Genomic DNA, 16,061 nt, shown 5'->3' on the forward strand with positions numbered 1-16,061 from the left:
GCAGAAAATCTATCGGAACTGGATGAAGGTTCGAGGGCGGCGATAGCAGGCCATGGCAAATTTTAAGGAAAGCGCGGCTTTTTAAAAGAACCGTTATCGTCCCAAACCTGCTGCCAGCCTCTAGCCGAGATTGCGTTCAATATGGTGTTGACCAATTCGTGGGGTGCTGCAATGCGGTAGCGGCGAGCTTGTTGCAGCGCGGCAAAGATGTCGTGTTACGGTGTGAACGTTGAGGTCTGAGATATGAATCGCAAGGGAATAATTCTTGCAGGCGGCTCTGGGACACGTTTGTACCCGCTGACTCGCGGCGTTTCGAAGCAACTCATGCCCGTCTTCGACAAGCCAATGATATCGACATTTGACCCCGCAAGACATTTATCAACTGCGGCAATTCGTCGATGCTGGTCTTGCGTGTCACGCGGTCATCGTTCTTGCAGGCTGAGCGATTGCCCGCCGAATCCAGTTTCTCTACTCGCATGGAACGGAACTTGTATATCGGGAAAAAGCGATTTCCGCGGCCCGTCCGCTTCTGCACGAAGAACACCGGCCCGCCGTCCTCCAGTTTTATCAGTGCGGCGACAAGAAGCAGCAACGGAGCCAACGCAATAATGGCGCTGCCAGCCAGCATGGTATCAAGCGCGCGCTTCAGCGCACGCGAGCGCAATCCGAGCGGGCCATTGGCAACGATGAGCGCGCCGTAGTCCTTTTCGCGCCGCGCACCCAACACGCCGAGGGCTTTCACGTCGGGGTCAAGGATTTCGCCGGAAACATTCGCACTCTTGAATACCAGGGCCCAGGCAGCGCGCGAGTCCTGTGGGCAAGTGACCATGACCCGGTCCATGTTCATCATGTACAGACCAAGCCTGTCCATCATGTGCGGGTCGGACAGATCCGGCGCCAGATGGTGCTCCCGCGCATCGATGTGATAGGCATGTTTTACACGCAGAGCCGGGCCGCCATCGTCGATCAGCAAGACGTTGATACCTGATTCGCCGCAACCCGCCTTGATCACTGGACGGATCAGGCTGCGCACCCACAACAACAGCAAAAGACCGAACAGCAAGCCAAGCAAGCCGGAAACACGCGAAAAGTTGTCCGTGCTCTTCGTTGCAAACCCAACGAAGAGCAGGGCGCTCTCGGCCCCAAACAGCGATAACGCGGCGCGTGTACGGGCAAACTGAAGGTTGCGTAGCGCCTCAAGCGAATAGACCTGTATGCTAAGCGCTACAGTCCAATAAATCGGCACCAGAACCTGGCCGTGCAGAAGCGAACTTTCATCCGCAAAGTTGCCCAGGTAAAGCCAGCTTGCAGTGCACAGTCCCCCTATCACTGCGAAACCGTCAAGCAGCAGAAGCGCAAGAAAAAACTGGAGCCTGCGCTGTTCCAGCCGAGGCGCGAGCGGCAGCGTTATCCGACGGCGGTCAGCTGTCTTGGTCAGCGCGTCGGTCGGAACGTACTGCGTCATGCAAGCGTCTCGCTAAAAGTGCTTATTCTACATCTGTTGGCGGCAGCCGTCCGGCTTTCCCGGTTCTGCGGACACTGGTTTGTTGCGTTGCGGAAAATACGAAGTACACCCGTTTTGGCAAGTGTTTATGGCAAACGGCGCATCAGAAAGGCCATTTACCCGCAACACTACAAGGATTTGCCGCGCTGCAGCATTGCTCGGGTATGGAGAAGTGGTGGCCTTTGTAAGCCGTATCAGCATGATCGTAAAACAGCTTCAATCGTGCTGTGGGGCGCCTGTCAGCCTAGCGCAAAGGGATGGCGATCCAGAACATTCATGGCTTCAAGGTGTTAAGATAAAGCCGTTTCTAAAAGCGCCATGCCATCCTGATCTGGCCAAGGGGCGAAAGAGCGGCCGCCAAGAGCGAAGCGGCTTAGGTCTGGGCAGGCTTCCCCAGAAAACACAGGCAGTTCTACAACAAAATTGGAGAAGCTGGCGCACCCGACTGGATTCGAACCAGTGGCCTTCGCCTTCGGAGGGCGACACTCTATCCAGCTGAGCTACGGGTGCATCTGCTTGCGCGGTGCTTACGCGGAAATTTTTGCGGTGTGAAGCCCATTTGGCTCCAAGCCTAAATCCCTGAAAGCACTCGCCAGGATCTCCAAAATTCAATCAAAGCGTCTGAGCCCCTGCCCTTGGCGGACGGCGCTCGATCCTTCTGGATTACAGGCGAAGGACCGAACGGGCAACTAGCAGTGCGTGGGCAAGCAAGCCAGCTGTTTTATCTTAACTGAAAGCGGCGAGCTGATCGCTTAGCATTTTGGTTAGTTGCGGTGGGGTATTCCTGCGAATCATGCAGGCACTTCCACCTTATTCCAGTGACTCGTCTTTCGCGGCAGGCGGCGCGGCTCCCGCGTCGGTTGTGTCTGGACGGGCGGATTTCGGTAACGCAGCTGGCAGCGCCATGTCGATGACATGGTCTGCCTTGCACGATGCTGCGGCGGTCGTTGCGACCTTGGCAGGGTTGCAACAGGAAATGCGCAAGCCAGAAATCCGCAACTTCCCTGCCATCATGCGCGATACTGGCGGCTGGCGCTACGAGCATGCCCGGCAGGGGGTGGATGATCTGACGGCGTTCATGGAGCCAGGCCTCGCGGCGCTGCTCGCTGTTTCTGCACGTGGCCAGTCTCCGCAGGTGCCGGCATTGGCGCTTTGGCACGAATTCATTGCGGCGCGTTCCGCATTGCTCGCCCTGATACCCCCTCTTGGTATCAAGCGGCGGACTTGAATCCGTCAGCCTGCACCCCATTCGGCGCAGCGCGGATCCGACCCCACCAACTGCCGCCGCAGCGAGGCGCGGGCAAGGCGTTCGACCTCGACCTTGCGCCGTGCCGCCGCAAGCGGGATACTTGGAGCCGGCCGCAATATTTCGGCATCATAGCCGTCGGCCACGATCACGCCGCAGGCGTGCGGCAGGAAATCCTCTGTCTGGAGTACTGCCCGATCGAGATGGGGCGCAAGACCCCAGTAGAACCGGTCGCAATGGTCGAGATAATCGGTCCATTTTGAGTCCCCGAGCAGGTCTGCCCGGCTGACCTTGATCTCGACAATCACGACCTGTCCCCGGGCATCAATACCCATCAGGTCGGCCCGACGGCCAGAGCGCAGCGGCATTTCGGACAAGCACCAGATATCGTTGCGCGCAAAGAGACGGCAGATGCCACGCGCTACGGCGCGGGCTTCCCGTTCCAAAACCTCGGGATTGGTGCCGGAGATCGTAACCGCTGATTCGTTCATGCCAATATGGTAGAACAAAGGCCGAACGCTGGAAAGCTCAGAAGATACCCAGCGTTTGCACGAAAAGCCAAACGCCGGTGGCAACCAACAGGGCTGCAGCAATCATCCGCACGACGTCCAAAGGCACGCGTTTGATAAGTTCGTTGCCGAAAAATACTGCGGGTACGTTGGCTAGCATCATGCCGATCGTAGTGCCGGCGGTGACAGCCAGTGCATCGTTGAAGCGCGCGCCGAGCGCAATTGTCGCGATCTGCGTCTTGTCGCCCATCTCGACAATGAAGAAAGCGACCAGTGTGGTGAGGAAGGCGCCATAGCGCGTTTGCTTGGGCGCCTCGTCCTCGTCCATCTTGTCGGGCACCAGCGTCCACAATCCCATTGCCACGAAGCCGATCGCAACAGCAAAACGGAACCACTGGCCGTCGAGGTATGCGGCAGCAGTCGCGCCGAGCAGGGCAGCAAGGAAGTGATTGGCCAGCGTTGCGGCAAGGATGCCGAGCACGATCGGTAGCGGGCGCTTGAACCGGGTGGCAAGAATGATTGCCAGGAGCTGCGTCTTGTCGCCGATCTCGGCAAGTGCGACGATCGCGGTGGACGTTGTCAAAGCTTCGAACATCAGAACTTCCGGGGCCGGGCGGAGCGATCAGGCCAACGACAGCGATCCCCTCCGCCCGGCCCGGACGATGGGTTCGCTGTCATTGGTCTCGCCCGGTGAACCTGTTCCGATGAAGGGTGGTTCTGCCGCCTGCGCCATGGCCTCTCGACCAAGCATGTTGACGCTGAGGGCCGCGAACGCGGTGGCTACTCCCCAAGTGACGTGTTGGCGCGTTAGCGGCGTATGGTGCAGCGCGCAAGTGCAGGCTAAGGGCAAGCAATGCGCCAGCCGACCACGGAGGCGTGGAATGAGGGTCTTCAAGTGAAGCGTACCGCTGTTGCCGCCCTCGCTTGTTGTGTCGCGCATCCGGCTTGGGCGGAAGAAAACCCCCTGACACTGTCTGCTTCCGCGCGGTTACGGGTCGAATCGATCAGCGGGCAGTTCCGTCCACTACCCGCACCGGCAACCGACACCATGGTGTCGCTGCGCACCGAACTTGCTGCCAGTTATGATGCCGGGCCACTGCGGTTCCATGCCGAGTTGTGGGATGCACGGGCGTGGGCACAGGATGCGAGGTCTTCGGCCAATACCGGCGAGGTGAATGCGCTTGAGTTGGTACAGGCCAATATCGCGTTAAAGCTCGGCAGGCAGGGTTCGCTGAAACTGGGGCGCTATACGCTGGACCTCGGTAACCGTCGCGTTGTGGCGCGGCAGCGGTTTCGCAACACGACCAATGCATTCACCGGCGCGTTGCTTTCACTCAATGACGACAAGGGTCGCAAGCTCGACGTGATGTTGACCTTGCCGCACCAGCGCCTGCCCGATGATCCTGCGGGGATCCGGAGCGACCGGGTGGAATGGGATCGCGAGAGCTTCGACGTGGTCTTCCTTGGCGTGCATGGCACGTTGCCGGAGGTCCTCGGCGGAACGCTGCAGCCTTTTGTCTTTGGGCTGTTCGAGCGTGACAGCGCCAGACTGGTGACCGCGAACAGGCGCATCGGAACAGTAGGGGCACGTCATTTTGTGAACGCGAGGGCCGGAGCCTGGGATCACGACGTGGAGGCGGCTTGGCAGTTCGGCAAGGCGCGGCGGACGGCGGGGTTGGCGGACCGGACCGATCTCGAAGTGCGGGCGTGGTTTCTCCACGCCGACGCGGGATATACTTTTGCAACCGGCTGGAGTCCGAGGGTGGTCGCGATGTTCGATGCGGCGAGCGGGGACAAGGGTTCGGCCGGCAAGTTCACGCGGTTCGACACGCTCTATTCTGCACGGCGCTTCGAATTCGGGCCGAACGGGCTGTATGGGCCGTTCCGTCGGAGCAATATCGTCTCGCCTTCGCTGCGGCTGGAAGTGACGCCGTCCAAGCGTACCGATGCGTTCATTGCCTGGCGCACCGCTTGGGCCGAAAATCCGCGCGACCAGTTCGCCGCAACGGGCGTGCGCGATGCAGATGGGGCTTCAGGGCGTTTGGGGGGGCATCAGATCGAGGGCCGGGTGCGCCATTGGATCGTGCCGGGGCTGCTGCAGGTGGATGGCGGGGCGGCAATGCTGCTAAAGCGCCGCGTTCTGCGCGATGCCCCCAATGCGCCGCCGACCGGGAACACAACGTACGGCTATGTGGACCTGACGCTGTCGCTCTGACGCGCGGCGAGATCACGCAGGATGGCATGCTTTTCAATCGCTGTAGCAGTGAACCACGCGGAGATTTCACCGAGCGTGCGCCGGCAGCCGCGGCAGATGCTGGTGCGCCGGTCGACTTCGCATATGCCGGTGCAGGGACTTGGCGGGTGCGCTTCGCTCACCGTGCGGACTTCTCCGCCGAAAGAAGGGTCATCAGCAGCGCAGCGCGCTTCGCCTGGGTCCAGATGCTGGGCACATCAACCGTCTCTCCCGGCGCATGATCGCCGGTCGAGTGCGGGCCAAGGCCGACCAGTCCATCGAGGTATTCGGCGACGAAACTGATATCTCCGGCCCCGCGCTTCATCGGATCGAGCGGCAGCATCTGTGGCAGGCCGAGCGTTGCGTTTACCTTGTTTAGCTTTGCCAGCAATGCCTTGTTGCCATCAGTCGGAGCCATCGGCGGATAGCCTTCGCTGAAATCGATCCTTGCCGCGGTCACGCCTGGATAGGCGCGCGCAGCGATCGCTTGCATCTTGCGCATCGCAGTGGCGTTCTGATCGGGGCTCAGGGTGCGAAGATCGCCGCGAGCCACAACCTTGCCAGCGATGATGTTGGTCTTGCCTTGGGCCGAGACGTGGGCATTGTCTTGCGCGACCTCAGCTTCTGCCCCGCCCGCGATAAGGCCGACATTGAGCGTGAGGTTGGGCTCGGGCAGTTCCTCGCGGAAAGCGCTAACGATTTTCGCCGCAGCGTAGATTGCGCCGTCACCGGCATTTGGGCCCCACACCCCGCTGGAATGGCCGGACTTTGCCTCGACTGTGAGCGACCAGCTTTGCGACGAGCGACGGGCAATCGACCCCATGTCGCGGCCTTCCTCGCGCGACAGGCCTTCGAAATCGAGCGCGACGTCTGCAACCTTGGCTGCGGCGACCAGATCGGCGCGGGCAACGTCGGTGGGCGAACCTGCCTCCTCCTCGTCACCGGTAAGGAAGACTTGGATGTTGCTTGCTTCCAGCGTTCCGGCGGCGTGCATGGCGCGCACCGCGGAAAGGATGACTGCGATGCCACCCTTGTCATCGCCAACGCCGGGGCCGGTCGCCCTGTCTCCGTTCAGGACATACGTCTGGAACGATGAGTCAGGCTCGAACACGGTATCGAGGTGGCCGATCAACAGCAGCCTCTTTCCGCCTTTTCTGCCCTTGTGCGTCAGGACGAGGTGCCCCGCGCGGCCAATGTGCTCCATCGGTATCCAGCGCGAGGAGAATCCCAGCGCAGTGAATTCAGGCACGACGATGTCGCGCATCTTGCGCACGCCATCGAGATTGCGGCTGCCCGAGTTCTGGTTGACCATGGTTTCGAGGAACTTCAGCGTGCGCGCCTGTTCGGCATCGACGGTGGCAACCATCTTCGCCTCGGCGCCTCTGGGCGCAGCCTGAGCGGAGCCTGTCCCGATGACAAGCGCTGCCGACAGAGCAAACGTGAAACGCATCAACCCACTCCTTTTGCCGCAGGGTGGCGGCTCGGACGGTGCCATGCAACCGCCTTTTGCCGGAATTTCCTTGCTTTGTCGGCAATCCATACCTATGTGCGGCCCAGCAAGACCGGCGGCGGAACTATCCGCTGCAATCCGGGTGCTGGCGTGAGATTTCGCTGAAACGGCAGAAATCCGCCCCGGACGAACGGTTTTTGCCCCGCCCGCTTCCCCTTTCACGCATGGGTCGCACGATCGACCCCGCTCGTGCCCCTTCGGCGCGTGCGCCCAGCGAACACACACCTCGTGCGTCGGCCGTTGCCGATGCGCCGATGAAAGCATTATCATGTCCTACTTTTCCGATCTCGGCCTTGCCGAACCCATTCTTCGTGCGCTCGAATCCAAGGGCTACAACGATCCCACGCCAATCCAGCGCCAGGCGATCCCTGCTCTGCTCGAAGGCCGTGACCTGCTTGGCATTGCGCAGACCGGCACCGGCAAGACCGCTGCGTTCTCGCTGCCTTCACTGCACCGCCTTGCGGCAAACCCGCAGCCGCGCAAGCCGGCTTCATGCCGCATGCTGGTGCTCTCGCCGACGCGAGAACTCGCCGCGCAGATCGCCGACAACATGAAGGGCTATGCCCGCTACCTGAACATGTCGGTCGACTGCGTGTTCGGCGGCGTTCCGGTGGGCAAGCAGGCCCGCCGTCTCGTGCCGGGCGTCGACATACTCGTCGCCACGCCGGGCCGCCTGCTCGACCTGATCGACCAGCGCGCGCTGACGCTGTCGCGAACCGAGATCTTCGTGCTCGACGAAGCCGACCAGATGATGGACCTCGGCTTCATCCATGCGCTGAAGCGCGTGGCCAACCTGCTGCCCAAGACGCGGCAGAGCCTGTTCTTCTCGGCAACGATGCCCAAGGCGATCGAAGACCTTGGCAAGCAGTTCATCGTCAATCCGGTGCGCGTCGAAGTTGCCCCGAACTCGACCACGGCCGAGCGCGTCGAACAGTTCGTCACGTTCATCAACCAGGCCGAGAAGCAGGCGCTGCTGACGCTGCGCATCCGTGCGCTGCTCGCCTCGAAGGAACTCGACCGCGCGCTGGTGTTCACCCGCACCAAGCACGGCGCCGACCGCGTGGTGCGCCATCTGTCTTCCGCCGGGATCGACGCCCGCGCCATCCACGGCAACAAGAGCCAGGCGCAGCGCACCGCCGCGCTCGAGGCGTTCCGCCAGGGCTCGTGCCCGGTGCTGGTCGCCACAGACATTGCCGCGCGCGGCATCGACGTTTCGGGCGTGAGCCATGTGTTCAACTTCGAACTGCCCAACGTGCCGGAACAGTACGTCCACCGCATCGGTCGCACCGCGCGTGCCGGGGCCGACGGTATCGCGATCAGCTTCTGCGCGCCGGACGAAAAGCCGTACCTCAAGGACATCGAGAAGCTGACCCGGGTCAAGATCGATACCATGGGCCTGCCCGAGAACTTCATGGCCGAAGCAGCCAAGCTGCCCGCGCCCAGCCGCAAGCCTGCTGAAATGGAGCAGGACGCTCGCCGCGATGCCCGCGATGCGCGTGGCAATGGTGGTCGCGGCAGCCAAGGACAGGGGCGTGGTGGCCAAGGCCGTGGCGGCGAAGGCCGTGGTGGCGAAGGCCGTGGTGGCGAGGGTCGGGGCGGTCAGAACCGCAACAGCCAGGCCCATGGCGGTCGTGCGCAAGGCCGCGACGGTCGTCCGCGCGACGTCTCGCCGCGTCAGGAGCGTCGTGACAGTGCCCAGTCCGATCGCGGTCCGGTGCGCAATCCAGTACTTGAAGCGACCCTCAACGGTGGCGAGCGCGAGGACGGCAACAAGCCGCGCCACTTCCGCCCCCGCGGTGCGCCGGGCGTCGGCGCCCACAAGCACAAGGTTCGCCGCGCGAGCTGATTTCTCCTCAGGTGCAGCCCTGCCCCAAGGCAGGGCTGTCCTCTGGCCGCAAACCTTGGCATAGAGCGGCGCGATGGACAGCGTTCTTGCCTCGGCGATTGCCATGACCGTGATCGTGGCAGTGCGCTACCTGATCACCAGCGGCATGTTCGCGTGGGCAACGCACAAGGTGCGGCCCGGACACTACACCGGCCTCGACAGGCAGATCCGCTCGGAAATCACCTGGAGCCTCGCCACGGCCGCCATCTATGGCGTGCCGGCGGGCGCTGTCGCCTGGGGCTGGCAGCAGCGCGGGTGGACGAAGATCTACGCCGATCCGCAGGCCTATCCGCTGTGGTGGATGCCGGTCTCGCTGCTGCTCTATCTCTTCATCCACGATACGTGGTTCTACTGGACTCACCGCTGGATGCACCGTCCGGCAGTGTTCCGGAGGGTCCACGCAATCCATCATGCCAGCCGTCCGCCGACTGCGTGGGCGGCGATGAACTTTCATCCCATCGAGGCGGCGATCGTTTCGCTGCTGATCCCGGCGCTGGTCTTCGTGATCCCGATCCATGTCGGGATGCTGGGGCTGGTGCTGCTGGTGATGACCGTGATGGGCGTGACGAACCACATGGGCTGGGAGATGTTTCCCGCATGGCTCGTTCATTCGCGAGCAGGGAACTGGCTGATAACGGCAAGCCATCACCACCGTCATCATGAACTCTATCGCTGCAACTACGGTCTCTACTTTCGTTTCTGGGACCGGATGTGCGGCACCGACAAGGGATTGTCCGCCCCATGAAGCGCATAGCTTGGTTGCTCCCCCTCGTGCTCGCCGGGAATGCCGCGGCGCCGACCAGCGTCACTGTCGAGGTCACGGGCCTGCGCAACACCAAGGGCATGGTGTGGCTGTGCATGAGCGCAAATCCCAAGCTTTTCCCGGAAGGCTGTGACAGGGATCCCAATCGTCGCACCGCCTCGTTTCGGGCCGATCAGCCCGGCCCGCTGGTGATCCGCGACGTCATGCCGGGGCGCTATGCCATTGTTCTGCTGCACGACGAGAACGGGAACAAGAAGATGGACAAGGCGCTTTTCCTTCCGAAGGAAGGCTTCGGCTTTTCTAACGACGCGCCGGTCAAGATGTCGGCGCCCAAGTTCGATGCCGCAGCGTTCAGCGTAACTGGTGGCGCGCCCGTTCGCATGAAGATGAAGGTCCGATATCTGTAGTGGCAGCCGTAACCGTCCAGTCGACTTCGAAAAGTGCCCTAGCGCCCTTCCGCTATCCCGCTTTCCGGGCAATCTGGACGGCCAATCTGTTCTCGAACATCGGTTCGATGATCCAGTCGGTCGGCGCAGCCTGGCTGATGACCGAACTGACTACCAGCCACGTTCTTGTAGCACTGGTGCAGGCCTCGGCCACGATTCCGATCCTGTTGCTCGGCGTCTTTGCGGGCGCCATCGCGGATAACTACGACCGGCGCCGGGTCATGCTGGCGGCGCAGACGGGCATGCTGGTCGTGTCCTCGGTACTGGCCGTCCTTGCCTATACCGGTGGCGTAGGACCATTCTCCCTGCTTGCACTGACCCTGATGGTCGGGATGGGCACGGCGCTGAACGGGCCGGCGTGGCAGGCTTCAGTACGATTGCAGGTGGGTCGCGAGGATCTGCCGCAAGCGATATCGCTCAACGCCATTTCGTTCAATTTGGCGCGTAGCGTCGGACCGGCGCTGGGCGGGATACTCATCTCGCTGTGGGATACCAGCCTTGCCTTCGCGCTTAACGCGGTCAGCTACCTTGGCATGATCGTCGTGCTCTCCCGTTGGAGGCCAGAATCGCTTCCGCCGATGCGCGAGCCGATGCTGGCGGCGATCGGGCGTGGCCTGCGCTTTTGCGCATCATCTTCGCCCATCCGGAAGGTTCTAATGCGCGGTCTTGCAATCGGCTTTGGTGCAGCAGGCCTGCAGGCGCTGATGCCCAGCGTTGCGCGGGATATCCTCAAGGGCAGTGAACTCGATTACGGGCTCATGCTTGGCGGGTTCGGCATCGGTTCGATCTTTACCGCGCTGTTCGTCTCGAAAGTGCGCCAACGGTTCGGCAGCGAAGCGGTTGTCACCGGGGCAACGCTGATCTTTGCCAGCGCGCAATTGATCATGGCTTCGGCCAACGGCATCCCGATGGCTGTTCTGGCTGCGTTCGTCGGCGGTATCGGCTGGGCCAGTGCGATGACCAGCCTCAACGTCGCCATGCAGTTGCGCAGTCCCGAGGACATCCTCGGCCGCTGTCTGTCGATCTACCAGGCGGTGACTTTTGGGGGCATGGCCCTGGGCGCGTGGTGCTGGGGCACGGTAGCCGACATGGCCAGCTTGCCCGCCGCACTCCATGCAGCAGCGGCCTGGCTGGCGCTTTCACTTGCCATGCACTTTTTTGCGCCTATGCCAACGCGCGAAGAAGGGCGGCTGGACGTCGTGCCTGCGCCCAAACGCTAGCACTCCGAAGGTTCTGTCGATGGCCCATGCCCGCCCCCTGCGCTCGCTGCTCTACATGCCTGCCAGTAACGCTCGGGCCATGGCCAAGGCGCGCACGCTTGATTGCGATGCAGTATGTCTCGATCTGGAGGATGCGGTCGCGCCCGAGGCCAAGGCCGATGCGCGCGCCGCACTGGTCGCGCAAGCTGAAGAAGGCGGCTTTGGCCATCGCCTGCTGGTCGCCAGGATCAACGCGTTGACGACCGAATGGGGCGCGGATGACATCGCGGCCCTGGGCTCCACCCCTCTCGATGTCTTGCTAGCTCCCAAGGTTGACGACGCGCAGGACGTTCTCGCCTTGTCACAGGCAATGGATGCCGCCGGGTTCGACGCAGGCGTGGCGCTGTGGGTGATGATCGAAACGCCCCGGGCCATACTCGCGCTCGAGCGCATTGCGGCCTGTGCCGCCACAACCCGACTTGCCGGTTTCGTGCTCGGCCTCAATGATCTTGCCAAGGATAGCGGCATCGCCCAGCTCGCCGGACGCGCAGCATTTGTGCCGATACTGACGATGGCAGTCTTGGCGGCACGCGCTTATGGGCTGGTCGCGCTCGACGGGGTGTGCAACGCGATTGACGACGAAGCGCGCCTTGAAGCGGAATGCGTGCAGGCCCGCGATTCGGGTTTTGATGGAAAGACCCTTATTCACCCCGCGCAACTTGGCGTTTGCAACCGCGTGTTCGCTCCCTCGGCGCAAGATATCTCCGAAGCCGAAGCAATCGTCGAGGCGTTTGCCGACCCTGCCGCAGCCGGCAAGGGCGCGTTGCGCGTTGGTGGAAAAATGGTTGAAATTCTGCATCTTAGGCAGGCTGAGCAGCTTCTTGGCAAGGCTGATGCCATCCGCCAGCGTTAACTTCGCCGTAGGCACACTGGCGCAACTTAAGCAGTTCTTCACGAAGTTGCGCCAGACAGGTCCCGAACAAGGGGATCAGAGTGCACGTGATGGACAGTTTGCGCGGAATCGACCGGGACAGCGGGGTGGAACTGGATCTCGCCGATTATGACGATGGCGTTGGGGCCGAGCCGCCGCCGCAGCCGGTCGGTCAGGATGAGCGCCGCATGCAGGTGCGGGCCTATAACTACTGGGCCGGTCAACTCGGCAGCCACAGCTTTCCGCTCGTCAGCCCGTTGCTTGACGGACACTATCCCGACTTTGCCGATAATCTGGTTCTCCTGCACTTCGACGACGGCATCGAGGATCCGGCCATCACCTTCCTCGGCGCGAAGCTTGCCGATGAATGCGGTACCGAAAGCTCGATTGAACGCCTGAGCCAGGTGCCGGGCCGTTCGCTGCTCTCGCGCATTACCGACCACTACATGCAGATCATCGCCAACCAGGCGCCGATCGGCTTCGAGGCGGAATTCGTGAACCAGCATGGTCGCACCGTGCTGTACCGCGGCATTCTCCTGCCATTCTCGTCCGACGGGTCGCAGATCGACTTCATCATGGGCGCAATCAACTGGAAGGAACTGGCCGATCAGGCCACGACCGATGAACTTCTGCTGGAAATCGGTCAGGCGCTAGATACCGCGCCGATCAAGCAGCAGCCGCGCCGTCCGCTTATCGAAACGACGGACGCCTGGGCGGATGGCCCGGTCACGCTCGATCTCGACGAATTTCCTGCACCGGCTTTCGGTCTCGACGATGATATCCTGCCCCTGCCGAGCAAGGCAATCGAGCCGCAACCCGAAGCGCTGGCCGATTGGCTGGCCTCGGCGCGCGAATTGGCGCTGGCTGCCAATTCGAGCGAGGACCGTACTCGCGCAACCTTGTATGCCGCGATCGGCAGGGCGTGGGACTTTGCCCTGGCCGCGCAAGCCAATCCTGAAGACTTCGCCGAGTTGCTCGAAGATGCCGGCCTGACCATGCAGGAGAGGGCACCGATGACTCCGGTGGTAAAACTGGTCTTCGGTGCGGACTACGACAAGACGCGACTGACCGAGTACGCCACCGCACTGACCCATGCTCACCGCATCGGGCTGGGCCAGGGCGCACTGGCTGCGTATCTGTCCGACGCGCAGGGCGGCCTTAAAGGGATCATCAACGCCGAACGACGGTTGCGGCGTGAGGAAGCGGGCAGGGCGCTGGCAAAGCGAGGGCCTGAAGCGCTTGCCGAATCATTGCGGGCAATTGCGCCGCGCAAGATCACCGACGTCGCTCCTCCCGAAGGAGCGGAGTTTGCCCTGGTCATGGTGCGCCGCCTTGAAAGCGGGGAAATCGTGGCTCTTGGCGAAGTCGCCGACGATGCTGCACTGTTCGAACGGGCGGCTCGCCATCTCGTCGCCTGAACTACGCTGCCTAACCTGACCAACAGGCCGCTTTCTTCGCCGATGCCGTCCTGCTAGCGCCTTAGCATGATGGCAACGGCAAAGGGCGCACGGCGCATGGGCTGGATCGGCTGGACCCTTGTATGCCTCTTGGCACTCGGGGTGCTTGGTTATGTCGGTGTTCGCCATGCTCTGCAGAGCAATGCCGTTGCCGTACTCGATGCTGCGGACAAACTGCTCAATGGCGGCGATGGGGCAATCCGTCAGGTCGCCGTGGCCCGCTATGGCGGGGACCCCTCCCAGAAGCTTGAGATGTTCGTGCCTCAAGGTGCGAAAGGGGTGCTGCCCATGGTCATGTTCGTCCATGGCGGCAGTTGGGCCAGCGGTGACCCCCATGACTATCGCTTTATTGCGCGCACGCTGTGCGCGCAGGGCTATGCCGTCGTTCTGGCTGGCTACCGCCTCTATCCTCAAGCGCGTTATCCCGGCATGCTCGAGGATGGCGCTGCGGCCCTGCGGTGGGTTCACGATCATGCCCGCCGCCTCGGCGGGGACCCTGATCGACTGGCGTTGATGGGGCACTCGGCGGGCGCATACAACGTCACGATGCTCACGCTCGATCGGCAATGGCTGCGCGGCGTCGGCCTGGACGATCGCGCCATTCGCGGCACCGTGGCGCTTGCCGGACCTTTCGATTTCCTGCCGCTGGATTCCCCGGCGACGGTGAACTCCTTCGGCAAGGCGCAGGATCTTCCCGCAACCCAGCCGATCAACCACGTTCGCGCCGATGCGCCGCCGCTGCTTCTGGTCACTGGTGATGCCGATACGCGGGTCAAGCCGCGTAACTCGCGCCGGCTGGCCGAACTGCTGACAAGGGCAGGCGTTTCAAATCAGCCAATACTGCTCGAAGGCGTAACGCACGAAAAGATCATCATGATGTTCGCAAGACCCTTCTTGCGCGATGCCCGCGCGGTAGATGCCGTGTTGCCGTTCCTCAGAACGGTAACGGCACCTGGCGCGAAGGTGCAGGATCCGGCAGCTCCTCGCTGATCTCGACCATCGCCTCGTCCGGGTAGGGGCGCTGCAGCGCGAGGCCCGTGTCTCCGTCGGCGATCAGCCAGCGCAACCGCTCTTCCGCCGATCCCAGGATGACCGGCATGGCCTTGGGATGAACCCTGCCGACCAGCGCATTCGCCTCGCATGTCAGAAACGCAAAGCGTGGGCCCTGCTCCGTCTGCCGCCACAGCCCAGCGAACATGAAGAGCGGCTGGTCCTTGAGGGCAAACCAGTGCTTGCGCTTGCGTCCGGTCGCCAGATCAGGCTGTGCCGACCATTCGGAAAACGCGGTGACGGGCACCAGGCAGCGCCGCGCCGGGTTATCGAGTGCCGACCGCCACATCGGCGACGCCAGGTTGCGAATGTTGGTGATCGGGCGCTTTACCGAGCCGAACGACGGCCATCCCCACTGCATCGTGCCCAGCCGATGCTTACCGCCCTTGGCGATGATCACCGGCGCCGCGGCATCCGGGTAAATCTCGTCGAACGCGGGCAAATTGATCTGCGCATTCGCCAAGGGCGCGAACATCTGCGCGATGGCTTGCACGTTGCCGGTCATGCGATACAAGTTGCACATAACAACCAGATATGTGCGGGAGAGCGCCATGGCCACCCATTTGCGGCCGAATATCGAATGCAGCGATGCCGAATGGCACGCGCGGCAGGAACTCGCCGCCTGCTATCGTATCTACGATCACCTCGGCTGGTCCGAATCGATCTACAACCACATTTCGCTGAAAGTGCCGGACGAGGAGGGCGCGTTCCTGATCAACCCCTTCGGCCTGCTCTATAGCGAGGTCACGGCGTCGAACCTTGTCAAGATCGACATCGACGGCAACAAGCTCGACAACAGCCCCTATCCGGTGAACCAGGCAGGCTTTACCCAGCATGCCTACTTCCACCGCCATCTGCCCTGGGCCCACGCCATTGCCCACGTCCACACGACCGAGACGATGGCGGTCTGCAGCCTTCAAGAAGGGCTGATGCCGATCAACTTCTACGCCTGCAACTTCATCGGCCAGCTAGCCTATCACGATTTTGAAGGCGTGACTGTCCGTGCCGAAGAGGGTGAGCGCCTGCTTGCCAACCTTGGTGACAAGCGCGTGCTGATGCTGCGCAATCACGGCCCTGTCGTGCTCGCCAAGACACTGCAGCAGATGTTCATCACGCAATGGAGCCTGCAGCGCGCATGCGAAATCCAGATGGCGACGCTTTCGATGGGGCGCCCGCCGATCCACGTCGGTGAGGATGTCGTGAAGGTGCACCAGCGCGATCTTTCCCAGGTGAACGCCGGAGGAAACGTCGGTGAAGCGGATTTTGCGGCTTGGGTCCGCCGGATTGACCGGATTGACCGCAGCTGGCGGGATTGATCGAACAGGACA

At 62.3% G+C, this 16,061-nt stretch carries 16 protein-coding genes, 1 tRNA gene and 1 pseudogene; 11 read left to right on the forward strand and 7 right to left on the reverse strand.

All coding sequences use genetic code 11. The features are described 5' to 3' along the window. Positions 1-243: 243 nt before the first annotated feature. Positions 244-396, forward strand: a pseudogene (locus tag B9A23_RS22265) (sugar phosphate nucleotidyltransferase); the annotation flags it as partial. Here the strand turns inward: B9A23_RS22265 and B9A23_RS23525 are convergent. Both B9A23_RS23525 and B9A23_RS11820 read right to left on the reverse strand, forming a co-directional pair. Beyond that, the gene (locus tag B9A23_RS23525) at positions 323-1,465 is read right to left on the reverse strand and encodes a sugar transferase (protein WP_139797441.1); all 1,143 of its coding nucleotides are present in this window, start codon (positions 1,463-1,465) and stop codon (positions 323-325) included. The pseudogene B9A23_RS22265 and the gene B9A23_RS23525 overlap by 74 nt on opposite strands. Positions 1,466-1,937: 472 nt before the next feature. Then, a tRNA-Arg gene (locus B9A23_RS11820) sits at positions 1,938-2,014 on the reverse strand. Positions 2,015-2,414: 400 nt separating this feature from the next. Between B9A23_RS11820 and B9A23_RS11825 the strand changes: the two genes are divergently transcribed. Beyond that, complete coding sequence (locus B9A23_RS11825) at positions 2,415-2,732, forward strand: hypothetical protein (RefSeq protein WP_084279540.1); 318 nt, start codon at positions 2,415-2,417, stop codon at positions 2,730-2,732. Positions 2,733-2,737: 5 nt separating this feature from the next. On the opposite strand, the gene B9A23_RS11830 is transcribed toward B9A23_RS11825, so the two are convergent. Next, on the reverse strand, positions 2,738-3,241 hold the full coding sequence (locus tag B9A23_RS11830; RefSeq protein ID WP_084279275.1) for an MmcB family DNA repair protein: 504 nt from the start codon (positions 3,239-3,241) through the stop codon (positions 2,738-2,740). A 37-nt stretch (positions 3,242-3,278) separates the two neighbouring features. After that, the gene (locus B9A23_RS11835; RefSeq protein ID WP_084279276.1) at positions 3,279-3,854 is read right to left on the reverse strand and encodes a TMEM165/GDT1 family protein; all 576 of its coding nucleotides are present in this window, start codon (positions 3,852-3,854) and stop codon (positions 3,279-3,281) included. Between the two features lie 300 nt (positions 3,855-4,154). Between B9A23_RS11835 and B9A23_RS11840 the strand changes: the two genes are divergently transcribed. Continuing rightward, positions 4,155-5,474: an alginate export family protein gene (locus tag B9A23_RS11840; RefSeq protein ID WP_254895086.1), complete on the forward strand. Its 1,320-nt coding sequence runs from the start codon at positions 4,155-4,157 to the stop codon at positions 5,472-5,474. Here B9A23_RS11840 and B9A23_RS11845 read toward each other — a convergent pair. Beyond that, positions 5,447-5,635: a DUF1289 domain-containing protein gene (locus B9A23_RS11845; protein ID WP_084279280.1), complete on the reverse strand. Its 189-nt coding sequence runs from the start codon at positions 5,633-5,635 to the stop codon at positions 5,447-5,449. The two genes, B9A23_RS11840 and B9A23_RS11845, sit on opposite strands and share 28 nt — an antisense overlap. Then, entirely contained in the window at positions 5,632-6,942 is a 1,311-nt protein-coding gene (locus B9A23_RS11850) for a M20/M25/M40 family metallo-hydrolase (protein WP_084279281.1), read from the reverse strand. Before B9A23_RS11850 ends, B9A23_RS11845 begins: the two co-directional genes overlap by 4 nt. A 328-nt stretch (positions 6,943-7,270) precedes the next feature. On the opposite strand from B9A23_RS11850, the gene B9A23_RS11855 reads away from it, so the two are divergent. The 7 genes from B9A23_RS11855 to B9A23_RS11885 all read left to right on the forward strand — a co-directional run bounded on the left by B9A23_RS11855 (position 7,271) and on the right by B9A23_RS11885 (position 14,673). Beyond that, positions 7,271-8,848, forward strand: coding sequence for a DEAD/DEAH box helicase (locus B9A23_RS11855; RefSeq protein ID WP_084279283.1), 1,578 nt, complete (start codon positions 7,271-7,273; stop codon positions 8,846-8,848). Between the two features lie 73 nt (positions 8,849-8,921). Continuing rightward, entirely contained in the window at positions 8,922-9,632 is a 711-nt protein-coding gene (locus B9A23_RS11860) for a sterol desaturase family protein (protein WP_084279284.1), read from the forward strand. Further along, complete coding sequence (locus B9A23_RS11865; RefSeq protein ID WP_084279285.1) at positions 9,629-10,057, forward strand: DUF2141 domain-containing protein; 429 nt, start codon at positions 9,629-9,631, stop codon at positions 10,055-10,057. The genes B9A23_RS11860 and B9A23_RS11865 overlap by 4 nt, the downstream gene beginning before the upstream one ends. Continuing rightward, positions 10,057-11,316 (forward strand): MFS transporter, encoded by a 1,260-nt coding sequence (locus B9A23_RS11870; protein ID WP_139797442.1) that lies wholly within the window; start codon positions 10,057-10,059, stop codon positions 11,314-11,316. Before B9A23_RS11865 ends, B9A23_RS11870 begins: the two co-directional genes overlap by 1 nt. A 19-nt stretch (positions 11,317-11,335) precedes the next feature. Beyond that, complete coding sequence (locus B9A23_RS11875; protein ID WP_084279288.1) at positions 11,336-12,208, forward strand: HpcH/HpaI aldolase/citrate lyase family protein; 873 nt, start codon at positions 11,336-11,338, stop codon at positions 12,206-12,208. Positions 12,209-12,297: 89 nt separating this feature from the next. Further along, positions 12,298-13,644: a hypothetical protein gene (locus B9A23_RS11880; protein ID WP_084279542.1), complete on the forward strand. Its 1,347-nt coding sequence runs from the start codon at positions 12,298-12,300 to the stop codon at positions 13,642-13,644. Between the two features lie 66 nt (positions 13,645-13,710). Continuing rightward, positions 13,711-14,673, forward strand: a complete 963-nt coding sequence (locus B9A23_RS11885) for an alpha/beta hydrolase (RefSeq protein ID WP_254895087.1) — start codon at positions 13,711-13,713, stop codon at positions 14,671-14,673. Here B9A23_RS11885 and B9A23_RS11890 read toward each other — a convergent pair. Further along, positions 14,618-15,286, reverse strand: coding sequence for an SOS response-associated peptidase (locus B9A23_RS11890; RefSeq protein WP_254895107.1), 669 nt, complete (start codon positions 15,284-15,286; stop codon positions 14,618-14,620). The genes B9A23_RS11885 and B9A23_RS11890 overlap by 56 nt on opposite strands. Here B9A23_RS11890 and B9A23_RS11895 point away from each other — a divergent pair. After that, positions 15,285-16,049: a class II aldolase/adducin family protein gene (locus B9A23_RS11895; protein WP_084279289.1), complete on the forward strand. Its 765-nt coding sequence runs from the start codon at positions 15,285-15,287 to the stop codon at positions 16,047-16,049. The genes B9A23_RS11890 and B9A23_RS11895 overlap by 2 nt on opposite strands. Positions 16,050-16,061: the final 12 nt, after the last annotated feature.

The organism is Novosphingobium sp. B1 (genome assembly GCF_900176395.1).
Lineage (GTDB): Bacteria > Pseudomonadota > Alphaproteobacteria > Sphingomonadales > Sphingomonadaceae > Novosphingobium.